Source organism: Aequorivita todarodis (assembly GCF_028561335.1).
In the GTDB taxonomy this organism is placed as follows: domain Bacteria; phylum Bacteroidota; class Bacteroidia; order Flavobacteriales; family Flavobacteriaceae; genus Aequorivita; species Aequorivita todarodis.
On sequence record NZ_JAQQTG010000018.1, the window covers coordinates 47,007 to 71,445 of the forward strand.

Sequence of the window (24,439 nt, forward strand, 5' to 3'; positions counted from 1 at the left end):
TCACGGCATTGAGTAATTTAGGGGAAAACTAATATTATGAATACCAACAGACTTTCAAAAGCAATCGAGGACGTTTTAAACGAACAAGTAACAAAAGAAGCCAATGCGGCACAGATTTACCTTTCCTATGCCGTTTGGGCAGACAGCCAGGGTTATGCGGGCATTGCAAACCTCCTTTTCAGGCATTCTGGGGAAGAGCGCAACCATATGATGAAGGTGATAGAATATATTCAGGAACGCGGTGGAAAAGCCAAGATTTCGGCTTTGTCGGCTCCGCCAAAAGACCCAAAAAACCTTCAGGAATGTTTCGAGAAAATATTTCAGCACGAAGTGGACAACACCACTGCAATCTATGAAATCGTAAACCTTTCACAAGAAGAAAAAGACTGGGCAACGTGGAATTTTGGCCAATGGTTCGTAAAAGAACAGATCGAGGAAGAAACCTTGGTATTGGATCTTTTGGATAAACTTAAACTTGCCGGTGGCCCAAAAGCAAGCAGCGAATCGTTGCTCTATTTAGACAGCAAAATTGGGGACCAAGAGGACGATGCCGATCTGGCAAGAGATGCCGAGGTTGACAATCCATAAACCCCGAAATTTAAAGCTGCAACTGCAAGTGTTCATAAACACTGTTGCCAAGTTGTTTTTTGCCCACAGTTACAAACCCCAATGCCGAATACAGTTTTTTGGCGCTGGGGTTTTTAAAATCTACCAAAAGGCCGATTTTTTTATGGCCTTCCTCTTTCGCTTTTGAATTTATGGCGAGCAGTAATTTGCTGCCGATTCCCTTTCCTTGGTGCTTCGGAAAAACGCTTAATGTGTCAATATAAAGCTCCCCTGTTAAGGTTTCGTTTTCGATTATCAAATCCTTTACGTTGTAGTTTTTGGCAATATATTCCAAAAATGGTTCGCGGTAAATAGGCAGCAACGCCCCGTCATAAGCTATTACGGAACCGGCGATTTCTCCATTTTCTTCCCAAACCAAACTGTTTTCAAAACTGTACTGGTTTTTCCTTTGCTGAAAAAAGTATTCAAAAAGTGGAATGGCATCAGCAGGATTTTTGGTATTGGCAAAAGTGCATGCCAAATCTTCCATTGCCTGAATAATCAAGGGCGCAACTTGTTTGAAATCTTCGGGACGGGCGGGGCGGATGTTTGGTTTTAAGATAGAATTCATTCAACAAAAAAGAAAAGGTTGGGATATTTTACGCCATTACTTCCAACTCCAACGGTTCGGTGTCTTTTTGAAACAGCGGATAAAAATCCATTACATTTTTTATTCCATCTAAGGAGCATAAAAGTGCTACGGCGGCGCATAAGCCATTAAAAAGTGTCTCTTTGGAAGTAGGGTTTTCTGGTTTCGCATTTCTGTGGTTCAAGGGCAGCGTGTAGCCACAGCCTTTTAAAAATGAAGCTTCAATCTTTAGAAGTTCCGAAGGGGAATACCCGTGAAACCTGCGGCCCAAATTTTCATGCACAAGCCCAACATAGTTTAATCGCAACGAACCGTGGTCATCGCTGAGGTGCTTCCAGCTATCAGTATTGTTGCAAATATTGCCCACCGCACAATGGTTGCAGCACTCTGGATTTAAAGTATTGTTGTGGAAAGCCGTGTACAGTTTTTCCAATGCGGCATCCAGTCTGTTTGTGGTTTTCATAGGAACTGTTTTTTTACATCTATGAAATTAATAAATATGGAGAAGAACACATATTGTTTTTTGGTTTTTTTGGCTTTTTGTAAAAAAGACCGACACGAATGATTATTTAATTTCACACCTGCCTATGCAATGTATAGCGTGACAAATAGGTAAAAAGAGAGTGATTATAAACAGGCTAGCACTTGGTTAATCAAAATTTTGTATTTACAGCAAAATTACTGTACATTTACAGTAAATATACTGTTATGAGCATAAAAAAGAAAAATACTCCTTCTAAGACAAAAGCAATAGATCCGAAAAAGAGTATCCATAGAGCAAGAAATAGAGGGACTGAAAACCCTAAATGGAGCATTGTCGTGGCAGCAGACAAATATACTTGGACCACAAAAATGGAGCGGGTAAACATTATTAGAAGGGGATTGCCATACGAATCAATTGAAGTAATAAGCAATAGAACAAATTTACCTGTAAAACAAGTTTTAAATATACTCGGGGTAGCTCAGACCACATATAATAAAAAGAAGAGAGATAAAGATTTACTAACGGGTAGGGATAGTGAAGTAGTGCTAGTTCTTACCGAATTACTCGATTTTGGATTGGAGGTTTTCAATAATGAAAAGGAGAAATTTCAACGCTGGCTAAAAAAACCAAATATTTCTCTTGGAGGTGCCACACCACAAAGTCTATTCGACTCATTGACTGGTATTCAAGAGGTTAGGAATAGCCTGAATAGACTTGAATATGGAAATATGGCCTGATGAGAGTATATAGAATTGAAAGAGAGAAATATTTAGAAACCACATTAAAAGGAGTGAGGGCATCGCTAACAGAAGGGTATAGATGGAATAGTCTCAATACATATTTAGTTTATACAGCTGAATCGCGGGCGCTTGCAACTTTAGAAGTTGCTATCCATTTAGATTTAAGTGAAGATTTGCCTACAGACAGATATTATGTCGAGATTGACATCCCTGATGCCGTTGAAATTTTAGAATTAAGGAACGAAGACTTGCCAGATAATTGGAACATACAGCCTCCATCTCTTGAAACACAATACATAGGTGATGATTTTGTAAAAGATAATGAAGCAGCAGTTCTAAAAGTGCTAAGCAGTATTGTTCCCCCTGAATACAATTACTTAATTAACCCCAACCATCCTGACGCGAGCAGGATTACTGTAGTTTCAAAAGAAAAATTAATTTTTGATAAAAGGTTTAAACAGGTAAAATAAAGATATTTACAATAAAAAGAGTTGACAGAGGAATGTATAAAAGGGACTATCTTAGAAAGTGTGTAACTTAATCCAGATATTCGTTGTTTTATTGCCTCCTTTTTCCGGTTCTATATTGTATTTTATTATTGGACAAAAAGGAGAAATTGAAAAAATGGCTGGGCAACTATTCCACTCTCCCAAACTCCAAATCCTGAAAATCATAACTAAAATCGGTCAAGGGCGAGATGGGGCTCATTTTAAAACCATCTGCTTTTCCTTCGGTATCCAAGCTAAAATTTACAAAGGCATCTGCCTTCAATGAAGCATCATTCCATCGTACCACGTATGTAGTTCCTTTATAAAAAGTCATCGTTCCCGTTAAATCTGGCGATTTTTCGGCTTTAAAATAAAGGCTTCCGTTTTGGTCGGTTATTGCAACATTGCCAAACCAAACATCGTTATAAGTTCCTGTGTAATCCGCCGGATTCGGTTTTGGCGCTTTGCTTTTTAGTTGCGCGGCAATGGTTTTTTCCACTGCGGAAACAATGCTGTCTTCTTCCTTTTCGCCTGCCAATCTTCGGTCGTTGTATTGTTTAATCCTGTCTTCGCCTTTTATTCCGAAATACCCATCTTTTATGGAATTTGTAATGGCGCTAAAAGCGGCACCACTTTGTTGGTTGGTAAGCACAATAATTCCCAAATCCATTTCTGGGAGAAGCGTCACTTGACTAACAATGCCATTCAGTCCCCCCGTATGGGTAACCTGGAAATAACCATTCACATCACTTAAAAACCAACCCAAACCATAAGCCGAAAAGTGCGTATTGTAGGGTCCTTTTCCACTTCTTATAATGGTTTGGGGCGTCCACATTTCGTTGTGCACTTTTTCACTGAAAAGGCTGTCCTTTCCTTTTTCGCCATACTTTCCATCGTTCAGTTGCGCCCGTACCCAAGTGCTCATATCGTTTATGGAAGCAAAGATTCCACCCGCCGGCGTGGCGATTTGGGTAAAAGTATCTCCGGTCAATTCCAGTTTGCCATTTACGGGGGCGTGGCCGTCAATTCTATTATCGTCGGCTTTTATTTTTGGAATGGAAAGAAAGGAACGGTCCATTCCCAAAGGTTTAAAGAAGTTTTCTGAAATGTAATCGTCAAAAGATTTTCCGGAAATCCTTGAAACAACTTCGCCTGCAACTATATACAGCAAGTTATCATAATCAAACTTACTTCGGAAGGAGGAAACGGGTTTCAGATACCGAAGGTTGTGGATCATTTCGGCCTTTGTGGTTGTATTTCCTGCTGGAAAGACCATCAAATCGCCCGCGCCCAGACCCAGTCCGCTGCGGTGGGTTACCAGATCGCGAACGGTGAATTCGCGCGTTACATAAGGATCGGAAAGTTGAAATTCTGGAATTATGTCTGTCACTTTTGTGTCCCAATTTAGCTTCCCTTGGTCAATAAGTTGCCCCAAAGCAGCCGTGGTAAAAGCTTTGGTGTTTGAGGCCACGCCAAAAAGGGTGTTCTCGTTCACCGGCGCATTTGTTTTTATGGAACGCACGCCGTAGGTGTTTTTATGGTAAACCTTGCCATCTTTCAAAACCGCAACCGCCATTCCGGGCACGTCAAAGGTTTTCATTGTTTTTTGCACCAAACTGTCAATCTGTGGACCGCTCAAAGCCTGGGCTTTTACTGTAAAATTGGAGGATAGGATTACAAAGGAAAGCAGTAGCGTTTTGGCAATAAAAGATCTCATATACAGAATTTATAATTAGAGTTTAAAGGTATTGAATCTTTTTCTTAAATTTAGGATGGCCAATCGTTCCCCTGTAAAGATTGCAGCCCTAAAAATTGTTAGTTATGACAGCAAAGGAATTTTGGGAAGATTTTAGAACCTACGAGGAGGATCTTCGGGCCAGTTCATTTTATGAAAATAAACAAAAATATTTTGAAACATTTTGCTATTTATGTGAGCGGATGGAAACGTATTGCCCCGGAGTGTTTGCAAAACTTATTGGCCCCGATTTTGAAGAAGCCAAGTACGAAGACACTATTCTTAGAATTTCGTGTGGCGGAGATAGGGATTTGCTGCTATATGTGAACCGTTTGTTGGATGCAGCTCCCAAGATAAAACATTGGGAGATCAGAGCTTTGGTTGAGGGTAAAATTAACACGGACCCAAAAATTTTATCAGAACCTTTCGATTTTGTAGAGTTCAGTATAAGGCCGAAGGATATCCAAATTGCGATTGACGGTTGGGATAAGGAAAAGGGTATTTTTGACCTATTGCTTCTTCTCCCTTTAAATCTTTCTGAAATTGGAGATGAAGATTTAGAAGATGCGTTTATAACTATTTTTGAGGAACTTTGGGGAGAATGCTTTGTAGCTGAAAAAGTAAATATGCTTTACTTTACCCACGTTGCCACTCCCGAAAAAGTTTTTTTCGATTTGGATTTATTGGAAGTCTCCTTGAATCTTTTCGGATAGATTAAAGAATTGCTTGGGACAAATACTGCTAAATCAATTTCAACTGGTTCACAATTTCCTGCAAGGAAGCCTTCGCATCGCCAAAAAGAATACTGCAATTGTCCAGTCCAAAAAGATCGTTCTGCACGCCGGCGTATCCTTTGTTCATACTTCGCTTAATTACAATTACCTGCTTGCTTTCATAAACACGGATGATCGGCATACCGTAAACGGGGCTGTCTGGGTTGTTTTCCGCGGCAGGGTTTACCACGTCGTTTGCGCCCAAAACCAAAACAGTATCATATTGTTCCATGTTTTCGTTGCCTTCGTCCATTTCCTTTAAACGGGAATACTCCACGTTTGCCTCGGCAAGCAATACGTTCATATGCCCAGGCATACGGCCAGCCACGGGGTGGATGATGTAATCCACTTCCACATTGCGTTTTTCCAACAAATGCTGCAGTTGGCCGCAAACGTGCTGCGCCTGTGCCACGGCAAGCCCGTAACCGGGAACGATTGCCACTTTTTGTGCAAAGGAAAGCGATAAGGCAGTTTCGGAAACGCTAATTTCCTTTATATCCTGCGCTTCTTCAACGGCACCATTTTTACTCTTTTTAAACGTTCCTGCAAGTACTTTTAACAGGGAACGGTTCATCGCCTTACACATTAAAAGCGTAAGTAGAATTCCCGCGGCACCCACAAAAATACCGCCCGCAATCATCGCTTTGTTGGCGTAAACGAAACCTGCGAAAGCCGTTGCTATACCAGTGATACTGTTTAATAGTGAAATTACCACCGGCATATCTGCCCCGCCGATGGGCAGCACGAAAAGAACGCCATAAACCATTGCGAGCGTTGCCAAAACATACATAAAAGCGGTAAAGCCAATTGGAATGAAACCTATGAAGTAAAGCACGGGCAATATTAGCATCAATCCCAAAAGGATCCTTGCGGAAAAGATGACGATCTTGCCGCGTCTATCTTTTACTTTTCCGGCCAATTTTCGCTCTGCGATAACACTTCCCGTTAAGGCTACCGCCCCCGTTATCAAACCGGCTATGAGAAGAATTTGATTGCCCAGAATGGTGGTGGCCGGATCCATTTGATTGGCTTCCATCAATCCCAAAAGCATGGCGCAGCCACCGCCCGTTGCGTTGAACAACGAGACCAGTTGGGGCATGCCGGTCATTTCAACTTTATCTGAAAGTCGTTTGCCAATGAGGGTTCCAACGGCAACGGCCAAAAGCATAATTATTAAATTGGTATAGGGAACCGTGGCTGTAATTGCGGCCACAAAGGTGAGCACCACGGCAAGGACCATTCCCGTTGCCGCTATCAGGTTTCCGGTTTTTGCTCTTTTTGGGGAACTCATAAATTTCAAACCTCCCAAAAAGGAAAGGGTGGCCACTAAATAGCCTACTTCGATGATTGCGTACATTTTCTTCTAAAATTATTTGTGAAAGACATAAGACGAAAAGACCCTCCTGCGGCGGGCAAGCATAAGACGTAGGACTTTTTGTTGACGAAACCGTCTTATGTCCTACTTCATTCAGTCTTATGTCAATTTTTTGGGGCTGAACATTTTGAGCATGCGCCCCGTAACGAAAAATCCGCCGGATATGTTAAGGGTGCCGAGAAAAACGGCGAACCCCCCCAAAGTGAGGTTGAGGTAATCGTCGCCCGGCACCCGAAGCATTACAATGATAGCCCCAACCAGGATAACACCGCTAATGGCGTTTGCCCCGCTCATGAGCGGCGTGTGCAGAATGGCGGGAACATTGCTTATAACCTCTATGCCTATGAAGACGCAGAAGATTACGAAATAAATCTCTTGGATGTGTTGATTTATGAAGTCCATAATTTAGGCGGGTTGTAGTTGTTTGGTGAAATGTGGGTGTGTCCATTCGCCTTCTTCCATAATCTTACAGGCGGTCAGCAATGGGTCGTCGGTTTGGCTTTCTGCCTTTTGCTTGTACTTTAAAAAGGAGAAATAGTTATTGGAAAGCAGTTTTGAAGCTGCAACGGGTATTTCAGCAGAAAGGCTCGAGTTCCCTAAAATGGTAACTCCGTTGTGATTTATTGTTTCCTTGTTTTTTGAAAGTTCGCAGTTTCCGCCCTGTTCGGCCGCCAGGTCTATGATTACGCTACCGGGCTGCATGGCTTCCACGGAACGCGTTTCTATGAGCAACGGCGCTTTTCTTCCGGGAATGTTGGCGGTGCTTATCACGATGTTTGCCGTTAAAATATGATTGTGTATCAATTCTTTCTGCTTTTTTTGGTATGCTTCGCTTTGTTCCACCGCATACCCCCCTGCATTTGAAGATTCGGTATAACCTTCCACTTCAATAAAGGTTGCGCCCAGGCTCCGCACTTCTTCCCCTGCAGATTTGCGCACGTCAAAAGCTTCTACTACTGCGCCCAGACGACGGGCAGTGGCGATGGCCTGCAAACCTGCTACCCCAGCGCCGAGCACTAAAATTTTTACGGGCGTCAGCGTTCCCGCAGCGGTGGTGAACATTGGGAAAACACCATTATATAGTTCCGCAGCTTTTATGACGGCCCTATATCCAGCCAGGGAGGCCATGGAGGAAAGCACGTCCATGGACTGCGCCAAGGTGGTACGTGGCAGTAAGTCCAAACTATAAACGGAAGCTGCGTTTTTTTGGTAAATAGCGAGTTTGGAATCATGAAAGAGGGGGTTGAAAATACCAATGAAGCAACAACCCCCCTTCATTTCCACTTCGCTAAAAGTATGGTTTATGGATACGATGGTATCCGAATTCTTAAAAATTGACTCGTGAGATTGACTGATAGCTCCCGCCTGCACATACTCGGCATCTTCAATTTGTAGCGAACTGCCCAGTCCCGGCTCAAAAAGGATGTTGAGCTTCAACTCCCCGGTAAGACGTTTTACTTCCTTGGGCAACAAACAAACCCGCGGATCGTTTGGGGTTTTTAGGATTCCTATAGTTTTGGACTGTGGCTGTTCGCTCATAAGTTCATATTGAAATTTTTCTTTTTCTCTATTATTTACTTAGCACGCTGAAGTATTCTTCCTTTACTTCCCTGTACTTTTTTAGGTGCGCCAAATAGGTTTTTCTAAACTTTTCATGCTCGGTTACATAAAACATATCGCAATCCACATCTTCACATTCGGCTGCCTTTGGCAAACCTTCTTTATATTTTAAAAAGGCGTCAATGGCTGCTGCGTTTGTTTCTTTTTCACGAGCCAGTTTCTCAATTACGTTCTTGGATTCAAACACCTTTGAAAGTTCCGTATTTCCAAGGTTCAACAGGTTGACAATCTCCTTTTCGATATAGTTGAGATGTTCTATCCAATTGTCCAACTCTATGGAATTATTCTTAAATGCTATTGCTTCGGGGGTGTCGTGATTGTAAATCTGCATGATGTAAAATTTTTAAATGATAAAAACTATGACAATACGTCTATATCAATTGGTCTTTCGGCCTGCTTTACGCTGGTAATTTTAAGTTCTTTGGTGCCATTGGGAAAATTCCAGATTACGGAATCGCCCTCGGCATAGCCCATTACGGCAGAGCCCATGGGCGCCAGAATGGAAATCTTGTTTGCCGCAATATCGCGTTCAGTAGGAATTACCAATTGAAATTCCGTTTTCCAGGTTCCGGATTCTACTGTAACTACGCTGTTAAAGCGAATTACGTCAGCCGGCATTTCTTCGTGGTCATAAATGATGGCACTGGTCATTTCTCCGCTTAATTTTTTAAGGGAAACCTTGGTGTTCTCATCTTTGTAATAACCGGTAACGTTGAGTAAACGCTTTAAAAAAACGTATTCTTTCTTCTCTAATATCAAATTTCCATATTTCATGGTTTCTTTCTCTGTATTATAAAAGATGGAGCATCAATTGTCAATCGAGACAATTTGAGGAGGGACGCTCCATCTTTATGGATTCAAATTAATTATGGGAAAATCCCTCTAAGCACATAGGCTTTTTCAATTCTTTCAATAGCGATGCTGAATGCAGCGGTGCGCATATCAATTCCTTTTTCTTCGGAATAGGCCGTAACTTTTTTGAAAGTGGAACGAAGTTTTTTCTCCAGTTTTTCCAAAATCTCGTCCATCTGCCAAAGCTCTCCGTTACGGTTTTGAAGCCATTCAAAATAACTTCCGATTACGCCACCGGAGTTGCACATAATATCTGGAATGATGGTGATACCACGCTCCAACAATATTTTTTCGCCTTCCACATCGGTCGGGCCGTTGGCACCTTCAGCAATTAGAGTAGCTTTTATTGTGTGTGCGTTTTCTTTGGTAATCTGGTTGCCCAAAGCTGCTGGAATACAGATGTCGCAATCCAAGCCGAAGAATTCCTTCCCGTCCATCGCGTCAGCTTCGGGGAAACCTACGATGCTGCCATTGTTGGCCTTGCCGTAGTTGAAAAGATCCTCAACCGTAATGCCTTCTTTGTTTTGAAGACTTCCAAAAGCATCTTGCACACCTACCATTTTTGCACCTTCGTTTTCCAAGAAATGCGCAGCCCAATAGCCTACGTTTCCGAAACCTTGTACGATAAATGTTTTGCCTTTTAGGCTCTCGTTGTTCTTTTCAGCCCAAAATTTAATGGTCAAGAATACCCCGTAGCCCGTTGCCCGGTCACGACCTTCCAAACCGCCACTGCCCACAGGCTTTCCTGTAACTACGTGTTGGTTTTTGGAACGCTCGCTGGTACTCTTGGTACTCATATACGTATCTGCAATCCACGCCATGGTCTGGTCGTTGGTGTTTACGTCTGGCGCGGGAATGTCGTGCTCTGGACCAATATTTTCACCCAACGCATAGGTAAATCTTCGGGTAATGCGCTCCAATTCTCCTTTTGAATATTTTGAAGGGTCAATCTGGATTCCTCCTTTTGCACCTCCGTAGGGCAAACCTGCCAGCGATGTTTTCCAGGTCATCCACATGGCTAAAGCACGGGCAGCGTCAATATCTACCGTTGGGTGATAGCGAAGACCACCTTTGTAAGGGCCGAGTGCGTTGTTGTGCTGCACACGGTACCCGGTGAATATTTCCACCTCGCCATTGTCCATACGGACCGGGAAGTGAATAATGATTTCAGTATTTGTGATGCTAAGAATTTTGCGAACGTTTGGGTTCAGATCAATTTTGTCTGCAGCACTGTTGAATTGCTCCAACACGTTGTCCAACATTCCTCTTTTTACAGGTTGCGGTTTTTCCACTGTTTGTGTGTTTATCATTTTAATAGTTGTTTTTAAATAGTCGCCATTTCAGGCTTTCTTTGGGTTATTTTCAGTAAAGGCTCTGGGGCGCGGTGTTGCAGTTCGTCAAACTCACTACAGGAAAACACCGCTGAATGATTGTGCGTTAGCACACAATAGGCAGCGTGCGCACATTCAAGACAAAGGTTTGTAGGGTTATTAATCATAATTGCTCATTGTTTGCCATTCCTATTGGCAAGGGGTGTGCCATTTAAAAAAATTATTTTGAAATAATCTATAACTAATTGATTTACAGCGTGTTCAATATTTTAAGAAGAAATATTCAATAAGAAACAACTGGGGAATATTTTCCGCTTTGGGGAGAAATTACCCAGTGAGTTCAAATTCCAAAAAGGAGAAACTCCAAATTCCAAAGCTTTTTTTTGGGATTTGGGATTTGAACATTATCGACACAACCTCTTCCGTCCATTAGAATGAATAGTTATCCCAAAATGAAATAACGGAGCGAAGAACCCCTTTCCCTTAAAATGATTGTTGCTTCTATTTTTAAATATAGAAAAGCGGAAAGAGCCAAGCTTAACGTACAACTACGCATCAACGAATCCCGAATCAACAAATTCCAAATTAACCCCTCAACTAATTTTCGAGCGGAGTGTCTTCCGGTCTATGTTGAGGATTTCGGCGGCCTTGGTTTGGTTGTTGCCCGTTGCGGCGAGTACTTTTTGAATATACTTTTTTTCCATTTCCTTCAGCGGAACCAATTCGTCCTCTGGGAAATCTATTTGATACTTTAAGGTTTCGGGCAAGTCTTTAACGCCAATGGTCCGGTCGCACATAATTACGGCGCGTTGGATTACATTTTCCAGCTCGCGGATGTTGCCGGGCCAATCATAGCGCTGTAACAGTGCTTGGGCCTCGGGGTCGATGGTGATGTAGCGGTCTTTATATTCATTGCCGTATTTAAAGAGGAATTTATCGGCCAGCAGCGGAATATCCTCTTTCCGGTCGCGAAGCGGTGGCACGTTTATTTCCACGACCGTCAAACGGTAAAAGAGGTCTTCGCGAAAGGTTTCCTTCGCAATCATTTCTTTTAAATTGCTGTTGGTGGCGGCAATCACGCGCACGTCAATTTTTTCGGTTTTCCGGTCGCCAACCTTCATTACTTCCTTTTCCTGCAACACCCGCAGAAGCCTGGATTGAACTGACAACGGGGCATTCCCGATTTCATCCAAAAAAATAGTGCCGCCATCCGCCGCTTGAAAAAATCCGTCGCGGTTATCGTTGGCACCGGTGAAGGCACCCTTCACATACCCAAAAAGTTCCGATTCCAAAAGATTTTCAGGAATTCCGCCGCAGTTTACCGCAATAAACGGTGCGCGCGAAAACTTGCCGTTGTAGTGAATGGAACGCGCCACCAGCTCTTTGCCCGTGCCGCTTTCACCGCTTATAAAAATGGTGGCTTTATTGTCCTTTACCCGTTCAATTATTTGGGTTACGTTTTTGATGGCTTCGCTCTCGCCAATTATTTCGTCATATCTTTTTTTCTCGGCCTGCCCGCCGTGTTGGGAGGTTTCAGCTGCGGTTTTCCGTTTCGTCTTTGTGGAAAGCGATTTTAAAACGCCCTGTTTTAATTCTTCCTTTGTAAATGGCTTCACTAAATAATCCACAACGCCCGATTTTATTGCGGAAAGCGCATCCTGCACCGAAGGATAGCCCGTAACTACCAATTTTGGCATATTTGGGTAATGTTCGGAAGCAAACTGGATGAGCTGAAAACCGTCCACTTCCGGCATTTTTAGATCTGTTATCAGTAAATCTATTTCGGTGTCGCGCAAAATGGCTACGGCCTCTTTTACCGAAACGGCCTTATAGGTATGGTAATTCATGGAATGCAGGTGCCGCTGGAGCAATTCCAAAATGTTGATGTCGTCATCTACTATCAGTATGTTTTCCTTTTGAAGCATCGGGGTTTATTGTTTTGGAAAAGTAATAATAAAAATGGCTCCTGTGGGATTGTTTGGTTGATAATCTATAGTTCCGCGGTGGCTTCTTATAATACCGTGGACTACGCTAAGCCCCAAGCCAGAGCCATCACCAACGGTTTTTGTGGTGAAAAAGGGCTGGAATATTTTCTGCACGTTTTCAGCGGAAATACCCGGGCCTTCGTCAGCAATTTTTAGAATTATGTTCTTTTTTGTTTCTTCCAAAGTAATTTTTATCAATCCATTTTTGGGCGAAAAATAGATTGCGTTCAGCACTAAATTGAAAATAACCTGCGTCAACTGGATGGTGTCGGCTTTCATTAAAACTTCTCCCTTGGGAAGCGTAACTTTGTATTTTACTTCGTTCTTTTTAAAAGTTGGATCCAGCAGGTTCATCGCCTCGTTAATGACGGGAACAATGTCTGTTTGTCCTAAATTCTGCGGCATTTCGCAGGCAAAGAACATCAGTTTTTTTACCACTTCGCGCGAGAAAATGGCACTGTTTATAATTTTATCGATATCCTTGCTGTTTTGTGTGTTTTCGGGTTCCTTACTTTTCAGCAATTCGGCGAAGCCCAAAATATTGGCGAGCGGTGTGTTTAGCTCGTGGGCTATGCCGGCAGTTATTTCCCCTAAAATACTCAAGCGGTCCGCGTGTTCCATTTTTCGCTTTACGATAGCTTCGTTTTCGCGAATGGCTACACGCTCCAGCAGATCACCCACATTTATGGAGACGTTTTGCAGCAGTTTTTTCTCTTCCTTTAAAAAATCCTTTTTGGTGAATTTATCCGCGGGATAATGCATCCTTATAAAACCCTTGGGCTCGTTGAAAATAGAGATATTGCTTTCAATGGACACGGTCCTTTTTGGCAAAGCCGAAGAAATAAGGTGGAAAGGTTCCGAAACAATCTCGACCGTGGCATCCTTGCTGAACTGCAACGATTTCCGAAGACTCAGCGCGATGGAATACAAGGTTTTATCCAGTGCCTTATAATCGTTATTTACAATAATGGAAGATACTTCGTAGAGACAGGTAAGCTCTTTGATACGTTCCTTGAGGTTTTTTTCTATAGTCATAAATACGCGCTTCAATCTTTTTTCAAAGGTATCAAATAATAATGGTTGTCCGTTTTTTTTGGTTAGACCGTAAACGCAGAAAAACTGTTTAGGACACAAAAGAAGTCTTAAACAGTTTTAAAAAAGTTCAGGATTTTATATGCTAAAATCTGAAGTACTTAATCAAGGCCTTCAAAATCAAATTTCTGTCCGCCCACGGATACTTCAGCCATCAATCCATCTTTGGGTAAAGTAAATACGGCAACCCCATCAGTATAGGTAACATCAAATGAAGGGGGGCTTTGGTTTGCGGCGATAGCCGAAAGGTTTGATCCAAAACTGAACTTATCATCCATAAATTCCTGAACACTTTTGTCCGTTTTGAAGAATATTATTTCACTATAGGCTTTTCCTCCAATTTGTGCACCAATATCCAATTGTTTCATGTTCGCCATTCCCACCAGCACACCTCGTTCGTAAACGGCTCCGTTACCTGATGCGGCACCAATTATCATTGCTCCCTTGCCAACATTTGGAAAAATTGCATAGGCTTTGGCATCATCAAAATAGCCTTGTAATTTTGGATTTGCCTCAAGAAAAGCCGCTTTTGCCTTTTCGGCATCCTTAATTACTTTTTTGTCGTCTGCATTCTGTGCAAAAAGCGAGATACTGAAAAACAGCATCACCATCGTTAAAAGTTTTTTCGTTTTCATAATCCTTGTTTTTTTGTTTTAATTTTAAAGATACCCTATAAACAGTGCGATGCGGGTTAAATAACTGTTAGATTATGTATAAGAATTTCCCAAATTTCGAAAGAAAGTTTATTCTAAAAAGCTGTTTTTGAGAAGCTTGAAGTAATTATTTAAGGTCTTTTTTTACCAAAAGATAAAAATCATTGTCCAGAGGAAGATACCCCTGATCGTAAAGATAATAATAGGTGGATCCCGATTTTGTAGTGTAGATTCCAGTGAAATAATCAAAACTGAAACCCATTCTGAGCAGTCTGTCCTTGGTCGTTTTGGTTTTGTCCTCGGTGTTCAGCTTTTCGAGTATGCGGTAGTTTTTCCGAAGACGGTTATTGATGTTCCGAACCAGATTTTTGTTGTCCTTGTTCAGGGAATTATTATGCGCATTGCGGCAGGCATCGCTGCAGAATTTTTTATCTGCGCGCCCAATGATTTTATCGCCACATTCCGGACAGGTTCTTTCCATCTTTTAAAGATAGATTTTTTCAAAATAAATCCCAATGCTTAAAATCCCAAATTCCAAATAAGTCTCAAATCGCAAGCTCCATCCCGATAGCTATCTGGATGGTTCTTGGGATTTGGGATTTCCCGCTATGTGAAACCTATAAATAGCTTCAAACTTCAGAAATATTCCGCCGTTGAGCGAAGGATTCAGTTGGGTGCGATCATCTCCAAAACTGAAAGCTGAAACGCCGAGATCTATTTTGTCATCCTCGGCATACATTTCATAATTATTGCTGGAATAGCCCACTTTCGCTCGCAGCAAAACACTTTCTTCCAAAGCATTGAACTGGAGATAGCCCGCAAATTCCAACGAGCTGAGGTCGGCGTAAAGTGTGGGCAGGTTTTCATAATGAACGTTATAACTACGGCCAATTCCGAAGTAATCCATCCCAAGGGTCGTAAGGCCTAATTTATAGCTTACATCTGCAGCGATCGGCAAGCTCATGTCCATCTCAAACCGTTTGTTCGGGCTTAGATAATACCACCCTAAAATAGGTGTCGTAAAAAGACCGAAGGCTTCCTGTGAGGCATAAACTCCAAAACGGTATTTAAGATTTTCATTCTTCTTCAATTTTAAAAGAGCGAAACCACCAAAGTAAAAATCATCCCCGGAAATAGCTTTGTAATCTGAAGCCAGCTTCGGAAGCAAAACCAGGGTCGTGCTCCATTTTTCGGACCAGGTTGAGGCCAAACCCAATTTTATATTGGCGCTGTAAAGGCTGGTATATTCAGCTTCGGGAAAAAGTTGCAGCTTGTTGCTGCTAAAATCCGCACCGGTTATCAACGCTTGATTTTCGTTAAGAACCACTGGAAATGTAATCCCGGCTTCAAAAGATGTTACGGAAGTACTGCTGTCAACCCCTTCAAAACTATTGTTGAGCGTTTGTCCGTAGCCAATTCTGAAAAGATCCACATATTCCTGTGCAGAGCTGAAAAAAGGGAAAAGAAAAGTTAGGAGTAAAAGTCTTTTCAAGTTGTTATTGATTAATTACAGTTCATCATTCAAATGTAAACCATTCCTTCATTTTGTCGTCCGCTATTTCCTTTGTGTGAAAATATTCATTGCTTTTGGAATTGTACGTATAGTCTTTGCCCCATTCCGAAAAATTTTCGGCCAATTGTTTTATGGAATTGCAAACGTATTCAGCTTCGGCATTTGTGGTTGTGGGATGGATGGACATCCGTATCCAGCCCGGCTTGTGGGTAAGGTCGCCGTGGTCAATCTCGCAAGTAACCCTGTTGGAGGTTTCCTGATCTACGTGAAGCAAATAATGGCCGTAGGTTCCTGCGCAGGAGCACCCGCCGCGGGTTTGTATTCCAAAACGGTCGTTAAGCAATTTAACACCAAGGTTGAAATGCAGCTCGTCAATATAAAAACTGATTACCGCCAGCCGGTCTTCGGTAGTTGGGGCAAGAATTTTTAGGTTTGGAATTTTGTTGAGCTTTTCAAAAACAATCGCCAATAGTTCGTGTTCCCGCTGCAAAATATTTTCAATTCCCATTTTTTCTTTCAACCGAATGGAGAGCGCAGTGCGAATGGTTTGAAGAAACCCAGGGGTTCCGCCGTCTTCACGGGTTTCAATATCGTCAATATATTTGTGGTTTCCCCACGGGTTGGTCCACGAAACGGTGCCGCCTCCGGGATTGTCCGGAATGGTATTTTTATAAAGATTGTTGTTGAAAATAAGCACCCCGCTGGAGCCCGGCCCGCCCAAAAATTTATGGGGCGAAAAAAAGATGGCATCTAAATAGGCACCTTCCGCTTCGGGGTGCATATCTATGGAAACATAGGGTGCCGAACAGGCAAAATCAACAAAGCAGAGACCGCCGTTTTTGTGCATAAGTTTTGCTATTTCGTGATATGGGGTCTGAATGCCCGTTACGTTGGAACAACTTGTAACCGCTGCAATCTTTATGGGATAATCTTTGTACTTTTCAACGGTTTTTGCGAAGGTTTCCATACAGACCAGCACATCGTCGTTTGGCGGTACGACCACAACATCTGCAATGGTTTCGAGCCAAGAGGTCTGGTTGCTGTGGTGTTCCATGTGGGTTACAAAAACTATGGGCCTAATCTCGTCGGGTATGTTTGTGTAAGGCTTTATGTTTTCAGGAATTTTCAGCCCCAAAATACGCTGGAACTTGTTGATGGCTCCCGTCATTCCACTTTCACAGGTTATCAGTACATCTTGGTCGTTGGCGTTTACGTGCTTTTTTATGATTTTTCGCGCTTCGTGATAGGCCTTGGTCATTGCCGTTCCCGTTACCGATGTTTCGGTATGGGTGTTTGCCACAAACGGTCCGAAATCCTTCAGCATTTTTTCTTCAATGGGAGCGTACAAGCGGCCGCTCGCGGTCCAATCGGTATAGATTATTTTTTTTCTTCCGAAAGGGGAATCAAATTCTTGGTCAATACCAACAATATTCTTCCGGAAAGGTTCAAAAAACGTTTCCAGTGCCGTGGTTTTTATTTTTTCTTCGGAAGAAATCATCGTTTGTGTTTTTTATTTCAAAATGATATCCCGACGGGAAAATACATTTATGGAAATATAAATATTATTTATTTGCGAACCCTATCGAGGTCGAATTGTTATCTGAAAATGAACCTATCTATAAATATTTGAACCCTTCGGTTTTGATAAATTAATTGTTTTCTATAAAATTAATCAATATCTGCCATTTAAGATCTTCATTATTTCTTAAAAGCGCCAACTCCTTTTTGAAGCCAAGCATAGTATTCTTCAATATCAGGGGTGTAACCTACGGGATCGATAAGGTTTTCTTCATCGTGGTCCATCAATACATAGAAGGGTTGTGCGTTTGCCTTGTATTTCAGAATCTGGAACTCGCTCCACTTTTGACCGATATAGCGCAGTTTTTTCCCAGATATTTCAGAGGTAACCTCCTCGCCTTCGGGCAGTGGGCGCTTGTCATCTACGTAAAGTGAAATAAGCACGATGTCTTCATTGAGCAATTTCAAAATTTTGGGTTCGCTCCAAACGCGTTCTTCCATTTTTCGGCAGTTTACGCAGGCATATCCCGTAAAATCTATCAAAACCGGTTTGCCAACTTTCTTGGCATAGGCCAGGCCTGTTTCATAATCATAAAAGGAGAGTATGTCCTGTGGCCCTAAATGTGCTCCTTCGGGAAAGTCGTGATCTGCAGAGACAGTTGCGCCACTACTTAGCTTTGTGTAGCCCACGCCGTATGACGATTCGCTATACTGCATCGGTGGCGGGAAACCGCTAATCAATTTCAGCGGGGCGCCCCACAGACCTGGAATCATATAAATTGTAAACGACAACACGATAAGCCCGAGGCTCAATCTTCCCACGGAAATGTGCGTCAACGGTGAATCGTGCGGCAACTGAATTTTTCCGAAAAGATACAAGGCCAAGGTCCCAAAAACCGCGATCCAAATAGCCAGGAATACTTCCCGCTCAAGCAAGTGAAGTTGAAGCACAAGGTCGGCATTCGACAAAAACTTGAAGGCCAATGCCAATTCCAGAAATCCTAAAAATACCTTTACGGTGTTTAACCATCCGCCGGACTTTGGCAAGGAGTTCATCCAGCCGGGGAAAGCTGCGAATAGTGCGAAAGGCAACGCCAAAGCCAATGAGAAACCGAACATCCCCACAAAAGGGGCAATGCCTCCTTTTGAAGCCGCCTCAACCAAAAGTGTTCCCACAATTGGGCCGGTACATGAGAATGAAACGATTGCCAAAGCCAAGGCCATAAAGAAAATGCCAATCAATCCACCGCGGTCTGCCTGTTTATCAACTTTGTTGGCCCAGGAATTGGGCAGCATAATTTCAAAAGCTCCCAAAAACGAAAGTGCGAAAACAACCAAAAGCAAAAAGAAAATGATATTGAACCAAACGTTGGTGGAAAGCGCGTTGAGTGCGTCGGCTCCGAAAACCCCTGTAACTACAGCCCCCAAGAAAACATAAATCACAATAATTGCCAGCCCGTAAATAATGGCATTTTTAATGCCCGCTGCACGTGTCTTGCTTTGTTTTGTAAAAAAGCTCACCGTCATAGGGATCATTGGAAACACACAAGGAGTTAACAGCGCGGTAAACCCAAAAAGAAAGGCCACTATAAAGATGGTCCAAAGCCCTTTTTTCTCGTGTTTTTTATTTTGTTCAATCGCAGAAAGCGATCTGTCAGTAGCTGCCTGAACGGTGTCTTTTGCAACTTCAGTTTTTACGCTATCTACTACGATAACCTCTTCAATAATTTCGGTTGTGGCCTCTGGAGTTTCTTCGTTTTCAGGAGTTTCGGCAGTTGCTGCATTTTTATCTGGCGCGGGAATTTTAAACACCAAATCAACATAGCTCGGCGGCAAACAGCGCGTATCATCACACACCATAAATTCAACCTCACCTTTTACTGTGGTGCCTTCGTTCCCTGTTAATTTTATGCGTTGGGTAAATGTTGCGGTGTTTTCAAAAAAGGTAATTACCATATCGAACACAGGGTCGTGAACGGTATGGCCTTTGCTTTCCTTCGCTGTTCCCACTAATTTATAAGCACTGTTTTCCTCGAAAGTGAGGTTCGTTGGTAAAGGGCCATCGTCTGGGACTACCTGCGAATACAAGTGCCATTTGTCTTCAATGGTGGCTTTTGAAATTAGATCGTATTCGGTTTCCGATATTTTTTTAATACTTGTGGACCACTTTACCGGGTCGAGAACCTGCGATTGGACGGATGCGAGAGAAATTGTGGCGAGAAGGAGAAAGAGGTATATCTTTTTCATTAGGGAATAATATTTAAATAAAATCTTTAAAGGACACCAAATTTGAGGGAAAAAATGCAGTATTCAAAATTATGATGCGGTTTTGGGAAAAAACCCTTAAAAATAAATACAAATATAAAGATACGCTACTATTATGTGGTTGAAATAGCACAGAAAACAAGAATTTCCAACAAAACCGTTGGTTGTATTATTTCAGAAAAGGAAATGGACCACTGTTTGTTTATTCATTGAAAAGAATAATAAAAAACCTTAGGAAGGCGTTAGTTTCTAAAATGGCACTATATTCGCCGAAAATTTAAAAACACCCAGAACTATGAAATTGACAAAATTGATTTTGCTTTTTGTGCTAACTATCGGTGCTATAAGCTGTAATAAAAATGACGATGATAATAATCCGGAACCACCGTATGAGCTGACCCGAACTAATTTTGTGGACACATACTCCATGAACTTTTTAGAATTTCAATCTGTTGAAACGATAACTTTTGGTAATGGTTCTACCTCAACATCCACTACCAAAATTGAAGGGACTCTTTTTCAAAATGTGAGTTTTGTTTTTAACACTGATGGAACTTTTGCAGCGAGCGGTTACTATACTACGGTTCAAACTACCATCAATCCAGACGGAAGCACCCAAACAGACGATCCTATTATTCACGATGCGGCTGTAGAAATAGGTGCGGGTACATATACGCTAAACCCGACGAGCAAAATATTGACCATAACTACCGATGGAGAATCACAAGTTTTTGAAATTACCGAGTATTCCCAAACGGAGATGAGGCTATATTCCGAAACAGAAGTTACCGTTGGCAATAGTTCAACTGTTATTACCCAAGAGGCAAGGTTTTCAAGATAGCAAGACATTTTTAGTTTTAAAAACGCCATCTTTTTTAAAGACTGGCGTTTTTTTATTTCTGGAATTCCAAAACCCTAAGCGCTCTTTTATTTCTTCAAAAAACCTTACTTTTGCAAACTTTATTGCAACATCCACATTATGAGCAAAAAATTTAAGGAATACAAAGGGCTGGACCTCCCTAAACTGGCGGAAGAAGTACTCAATTTTTGGAAAGAAGAAAACATCTTTGAGCAGAGTATTTCCATTCGCGAAGGGGCAAAGCCATTTGTGTTTTTTGAAGGGCCGCCATCCGCGAACGGACTGCCCGGAATCCACCACGTAATGGCGCGCGCCATCAAGGATATTTTTTGCCGCTACAAGACCCAAAAGGGTTTTAAGGTGGACCGAAAGGCAGGTTGGGATACGCACGGCTTGCCCATAGAATTGGGTGTTGAAAAAGAACTGGGGATCACCAAGGAAGACATCGGCAAAAAGATTTCGGTGGAAGATTACAATGCGGCCTGCAAAAAAGCGGTAATGCGCTATACCGATGTTTGGAACAAAGTAACCGAAAACTACGGGTATTGGGTAGATATGAGCGACCCATACGTAACCTACGAGCCAAAATATATGGAAACCGTTTGGTGGCTGCTGAAGGAAATTTACAACAAAAACCTAATTTACAAAGGCTACACCATTCAACCCTACTCCCCAAAAGCCGGAACGGGTTTAAGCTCGCACGAGCTCAACCAGCCGGGAACCTATCAGGATATTACCGATACAACGGTGGTGGCCCAGTTTAAGGCGATGGCCGAAACCTTGCCCGATTTCCTTGCGGAAGAATCAAACAACATTTGGTTCCTCGCTTGGACCACCACGCCTTGGACGCTTCCCAGCAATACCGCATTGACCGTGGGTTCCAAGATTGATTACGTTTTGGTAAAAACATTTAACCAATACACTTTTCAGCCCATAAACGTTATTCTTGCCAAGAATTTGGTCGCAAGCCAATTCGCAAAGAATTACGAGGAAAAACCAAATGAAGAAGTTCTCGAAGCCTATGTACAGGGCGATAAAATGATTCCCTATTTTATTGCGAAGGAATTTAAGGGCGCCGATTTGGTGGGAATCCGTTATGAACAGCTTTTGGATTATGCAAAGCCGCATGACCATCCCGAAAATGCTTTTAGAATAATTGCGGGCGATTTTGTTACCACCGAAGACGGAACCGGAATCGTTCACACCGCGCCAACCTTTGGTGCCGATGATGCCAAGGTTGCCAAGGAAGCCGTGCCGGAAGTTCCGCCCATGTTGGTAAAAGATGAAAACGGAAATCTGGTTCCGCTTGTGGATTTGCAAGGAAAATTCCGTCCCGAAATGAAGGAGCTTGCAGGCAAATATGTAAAGAACGAATATTACGATGATGCCGAAGTGCCCGAGAAATCGGTTGATGTTGAAATCGCAATAAAACTGAAGACCGAAAACAAGGCCTTCAAAGTTGAAAAATATTTGCACAGCTACCCAAACTGCTGGCGTACCGATAAGCCTATTTTATACTATCCGCTGGATTCGTGGTTTATAAAAGTGACCGAATTCCGCGATAGAATGTTCGAGCTGAACAAAAAAATAAATTGGAAGCCAAAAGCCACTGGCGAAGGCCGTTTTGGTAACTGGCTTGCAAACGCAAACGATTGGAACCTTTCCCGCTCCCGCTATTGGGGCATTCCGTTGCCCATTTGGCGAACGGAGGATGGCAAGGAAGAAATAATCATCGGGTCGGTGGAAGAACTTAAAGCCGAAATGCAGAAAGCCGTACAAGCTGGTTTGATGGAGAAAGATATTTTCGAAAATTTCAAACCCGGCGATTTTTCCGAAGAAAACTACGCGAAAGTGGATCTTCACAAAAATATTGTTGACGAAATAATCCTCGTTTCCCCAAGCGGAAAACCCATGAAGCGCGAAGCCGATTTGATAGATGTATGGTTCGACAGCGGAAGCATGCCCTATGCACAATGGCATTATCCTTTCGAAAATAAGGAAAAGGTTGAAAAAACATGGAGAAAAGCTGATTTTATTGCGGAAGGCGTTGACCAAACCCGCGGCTGGTTTTACACCCTGCATGCAATCGCGACCATGATTTTTGACGATGTTGCCTATAAAAACGTTGTTTCAAACGGACTTGTTCTCGACAAAAACGGCCAGAAAATGAGCAAGCGTCTCGGCAATGCCGTAGATCCTTTTGAAACCTTGGACGTTTTCGGCCCCGATGCCACGCGCTGGTATATGATCAGCAACGCAAATCCTTGGGACAACTTAAAGTTTGACCAGGACGGCATTTCGGAAGTGCGCAATAAATTCTTCGGAACACTTTACAATACGTACAGTTTCTTCAGTCTTTACGCCAATCTCGATAATTTTGAGTATATTGAAAAAGATCTTCCGCTGGAAAAACGCCCGGAAATTGACCGCTGGATACTTTCAGAATTGCACACGCTCATCCAAAAAGTGGACGAGTATTATGCAGATTATGAGCCAACCAAGGCCACGCGTGCCATTTCGGAATTTGTACAGGAAAACTTGAGCAACTGGTTTGTGCGATTGAGCCGAAGAAGATATTGGAAAGGCAGCTATAATGATGATAAAATTTCGGCCTACCAAACGCTTTACACCTGTTTGGAAACCGTTGCAAAATTGGGCGCTCCCGTAGCTCCCTTCTTTATGGATAGACTCTATAAGGATTTGACGGCCGGCACTTCAAAAGAAGGTATGGAATCGGTACATTTAACCGATTTTCCAAAAGCGGACGCGTCGTTCATTGATAAAAAGTTGGAACACAAGATGCAGAAGGCACAGACAATATCGTCGCTGGTGCTTTCGTTACGACAGAAAGAGAAAATAAAAGTACGCCAACCGCTCCAAAAAATAATGATTCCGGTTTTGGAAGATTCGGAAAAGGAAGAAATTTTAGCGGTTTCAGAATTGATTAAAAGCGAGGTAAACGTAAAGGAAATAGAACTGATAGACGAAGGTTCGGGCATGCTGGTAAAACAGATAAAGCCCGATTTTAAAGCCTTGGGCCCACGTTTTGGAAAAGATATGAAAGCCGTGGCGGCAGCTATTTCGGGCTTTGGACAGAAAGAAATTGCAACACTTGAAAAAGACGGGCAAATATCAGTTTTTATTAATGAAAAAAATACTATTTTGGCACTCGCTGACGTAATCATCAGTTCGCAGGATATTGAGGGCTGGTTGGTTGCAAATGCAGACGGAGTTACAGTAGCATTGGATGTTACCATAACCCCAGCGTTGCGAAATGAAGGAATAGCCAGGGAATTGGTAAATAGAATTCAAAACCTACGGAAAGACAGCGGTTTCGAAGTAACGGACCGCATTGAGGTAACCCTTCAGGACAACGAGAAACTAAAGGCGGCGGTAAACCAAAACCTGCAGTATATAAAAGAAGAGACATTAACGGAGGTTTTGCAATTTCAACCACAAATAAAAGACGGAACCGAAATTGCATTTGACGATATTGAAACACGTATAAGCATTAAAAAATAGTAATCATGACAGACACAGAAAAAACCAGATATTCAGATGCCGAACTGGAAGAATTTAAAATACTTTTAAACGAAAAAATAAAAAAGGCAACCGAACAATTGGAGCTTATCCAAAGTTCCTATAAAAACGACAGCAACAACGGTACTGACGATACCTCGCCAACCTTTAAGGCTTTCGACGAAGGCAGCGAGGTGATGAGCAAGGAAGCGAACTCCCAGCTGGCCATCCGTCAGGAAAAGTTTATTCGCGACCTAAAGAACGCCTTGGTGCGTATTGAGAACAAAACTTACGGCGTTTGCCGCGTAACAGGGAAGCTCATCAACAAAGAGCGCCTAAAGCTTGTACCGCACGCTACCTTGAGTATTGAGGCAAAGAATTTGCAGAAATAGGCTTAACACTTCCGAAAGGGGAGGAAGTTGAGTCCGTAAAATTACAGCCC

The 24,439-nt window shown here is 42.4% G+C and carries 23 protein-coding genes; 7 read left to right on the plus strand and 16 right to left on the minus strand.

Annotated features, from left to right (window positions below):
* Positions 1-36: 36 nt before the first annotated feature.
* Entirely contained in the window at positions 37-588 is a 552-nt protein-coding gene (locus POV26_RS07775; protein WP_272855907.1) for a ferritin, read from the plus strand.
* A gap of 10 nt (positions 589-598) precedes the next feature.
* On the opposite strand, the gene POV26_RS07780 is transcribed toward POV26_RS07775, so the two are convergent.
* Both POV26_RS07780 and POV26_RS07785 read right to left on the minus strand, forming a co-directional pair.
* Entirely contained in the window at positions 599-1,177 is a 579-nt protein-coding gene (locus tag POV26_RS07780; RefSeq protein WP_272855908.1) for a GNAT family N-acetyltransferase, read from the minus strand.
* 28 nt (positions 1,178-1,205) lie between these two features.
* Entirely contained in the window at positions 1,206-1,658 is a 453-nt protein-coding gene (locus POV26_RS07785; RefSeq protein WP_272855909.1) for a Na(+)-translocating NADH-quinone reductase subunit F, read from the minus strand.
* Positions 1,659-1,903: 245 nt separating this feature from the next.
* Here POV26_RS07785 and parS point away from each other — a divergent pair, with 245 nt between their 5' ends.
* Entirely contained in the window at positions 1,904-2,416 is a 513-nt protein-coding gene (parS, locus tag POV26_RS07790) for a type II RES/Xre toxin-antitoxin system antitoxin (protein ID WP_272855910.1), read from the plus strand.
* Complete coding sequence (locus POV26_RS07795) at positions 2,416-2,889, plus strand: RES family NAD+ phosphorylase (protein ID WP_272855911.1); 474 nt, start codon at positions 2,416-2,418, stop codon at positions 2,887-2,889. Before parS ends, POV26_RS07795 begins: the two co-directional genes overlap by 1 nt.
* Before the next feature lie 166 nt (positions 2,890-3,055).
* Here the strand turns inward: POV26_RS07795 and POV26_RS07800 are convergent, their stop codons facing one another.
* Positions 3,056-4,624, minus strand: coding sequence for a serine hydrolase (locus POV26_RS07800; RefSeq protein ID WP_272855912.1), 1,569 nt, complete (start codon positions 4,622-4,624; stop codon positions 3,056-3,058).
* Positions 4,625-4,728: 104 nt separating this feature from the next.
* Between POV26_RS07800 and POV26_RS07805 the strand changes: the two genes are divergently transcribed.
* Positions 4,729-5,355, plus strand: coding sequence for a hypothetical protein (locus tag POV26_RS07805; protein WP_272855913.1), 627 nt, complete (start codon positions 4,729-4,731; stop codon positions 5,353-5,355).
* 28 nt (positions 5,356-5,383) lie between these two features.
* Here POV26_RS07805 and POV26_RS07810 read toward each other — a convergent pair whose 3' ends face one another.
* The 13 genes from POV26_RS07810 to POV26_RS07870 all read right to left on the minus strand — a co-directional run bounded on the left by POV26_RS07810 (position 5,384) and on the right by POV26_RS07870 (position 19,601).
* Positions 5,384-6,772 carry an NAD(P)(+) transhydrogenase (Re/Si-specific) subunit beta gene (locus tag POV26_RS07810; protein ID WP_272855914.1) on the minus strand — a complete coding sequence of 463 codons (1,389 nt, stop codon included), beginning with the start codon at positions 6,770-6,772 and terminating at the stop codon, positions 5,384-5,386.
* A gap of 117 nt (positions 6,773-6,889) precedes the next feature.
* A complete protein-coding gene (locus POV26_RS07815) occupies positions 6,890-7,192 on the minus strand; it encodes an NAD(P) transhydrogenase subunit alpha part 2 (protein WP_272855915.1) in 303 nt (100 codons plus the stop codon).
* Between the two features lie 3 nt (positions 7,193-7,195).
* Positions 7,196-8,329 carry an NAD(P) transhydrogenase subunit alpha gene (locus POV26_RS07820; protein WP_272855916.1) on the minus strand — a complete coding sequence of 378 codons (1,134 nt, stop codon included), beginning with the start codon at positions 8,327-8,329 and terminating at the stop codon, positions 7,196-7,198.
* Positions 8,330-8,360: 31 nt separating this feature from the next.
* Positions 8,361-8,741, minus strand: coding sequence for a hypothetical protein (locus POV26_RS07825; protein WP_272855917.1), 381 nt, complete (start codon positions 8,739-8,741; stop codon positions 8,361-8,363).
* A gap of 26 nt (positions 8,742-8,767) precedes the next feature.
* Positions 8,768-9,184, minus strand: a complete 417-nt coding sequence (locus POV26_RS07830) for a GreA/GreB family elongation factor (protein WP_272855918.1) — start codon at positions 9,182-9,184, stop codon at positions 8,768-8,770.
* 92 nt (positions 9,185-9,276) lie between these two features.
* Positions 9,277-10,572 carry a Glu/Leu/Phe/Val family dehydrogenase gene (locus tag POV26_RS07835; protein ID WP_272855919.1) on the minus strand — a complete coding sequence of 432 codons (1,296 nt, stop codon included), beginning with the start codon at positions 10,570-10,572 and terminating at the stop codon, positions 9,277-9,279.
* 614 nt (positions 10,573-11,186) lie between these two features.
* Positions 11,187-12,518, minus strand: coding sequence for a sigma-54-dependent transcriptional regulator (locus POV26_RS07840; protein WP_272855920.1), 1,332 nt, complete (start codon positions 12,516-12,518; stop codon positions 11,187-11,189).
* Positions 12,519-12,524: 6 nt separating this feature from the next.
* Positions 12,525-13,613, minus strand: coding sequence for a sensor histidine kinase (locus POV26_RS07845; protein ID WP_272855921.1), 1,089 nt, complete (start codon positions 13,611-13,613; stop codon positions 12,525-12,527).
* A 158-nt stretch (positions 13,614-13,771) separates the two neighbouring features.
* Complete coding sequence (locus POV26_RS07850) at positions 13,772-14,305, minus strand: lipid-binding SYLF domain-containing protein (protein ID WP_272855922.1); 534 nt, start codon at positions 14,303-14,305, stop codon at positions 13,772-13,774.
* Between the two features lie 145 nt (positions 14,306-14,450).
* Positions 14,451-14,804: a DNA gyrase inhibitor YacG gene (locus POV26_RS07855; RefSeq protein ID WP_111843278.1), complete on the minus strand. Its 354-nt coding sequence runs from the start codon at positions 14,802-14,804 to the stop codon at positions 14,451-14,453.
* Between the two features lie 90 nt (positions 14,805-14,894).
* Complete coding sequence (locus tag POV26_RS07860; protein WP_272855923.1) at positions 14,895-15,815, minus strand: DUF6268 family outer membrane beta-barrel protein; 921 nt, start codon at positions 15,813-15,815, stop codon at positions 14,895-14,897.
* Positions 15,816-15,840: 25 nt separating this feature from the next.
* The gene (locus tag POV26_RS07865; protein ID WP_272855924.1) at positions 15,841-17,334 is read right to left on the minus strand and encodes an aminotransferase class V-fold PLP-dependent enzyme; all 1,494 of its coding nucleotides are present in this window, start codon (positions 17,332-17,334) and stop codon (positions 15,841-15,843) included.
* 200 nt (positions 17,335-17,534) lie between these two features.
* Positions 17,535-19,601, minus strand: coding sequence for a protein-disulfide reductase DsbD family protein (locus POV26_RS07870; RefSeq protein ID WP_272855925.1), 2,067 nt, complete (start codon positions 19,599-19,601; stop codon positions 17,535-17,537).
* A gap of 313 nt (positions 19,602-19,914) precedes the next feature.
* On the opposite strand from POV26_RS07870, the gene POV26_RS07875 reads away from it, so the two are divergent.
* From POV26_RS07875 to POV26_RS07885, 3 genes are all read left to right on the plus strand, one after another.
* Positions 19,915-20,460 (plus strand): hypothetical protein, encoded by a 546-nt coding sequence (locus POV26_RS07875; RefSeq protein ID WP_272855926.1) that lies wholly within the window; start codon positions 19,915-19,917, stop codon positions 20,458-20,460.
* A 138-nt stretch (positions 20,461-20,598) separates the two neighbouring features.
* Positions 20,599-24,000 carry an isoleucine--tRNA ligase gene (gene ileS, locus POV26_RS07880; RefSeq protein WP_272855927.1) on the plus strand — a complete coding sequence of 1,134 codons (3,402 nt, stop codon included), beginning with the start codon at positions 20,599-20,601 and terminating at the stop codon, positions 23,998-24,000.
* A 5-nt stretch (positions 24,001-24,005) separates the two neighbouring features.
* On the plus strand, positions 24,006-24,389 hold the full coding sequence (locus POV26_RS07885) for a TraR/DksA family transcriptional regulator (protein WP_272855928.1): 384 nt from the start codon (positions 24,006-24,008) through the stop codon (positions 24,387-24,389).
* Positions 24,390-24,439 lie beyond the last annotated feature (50 nt).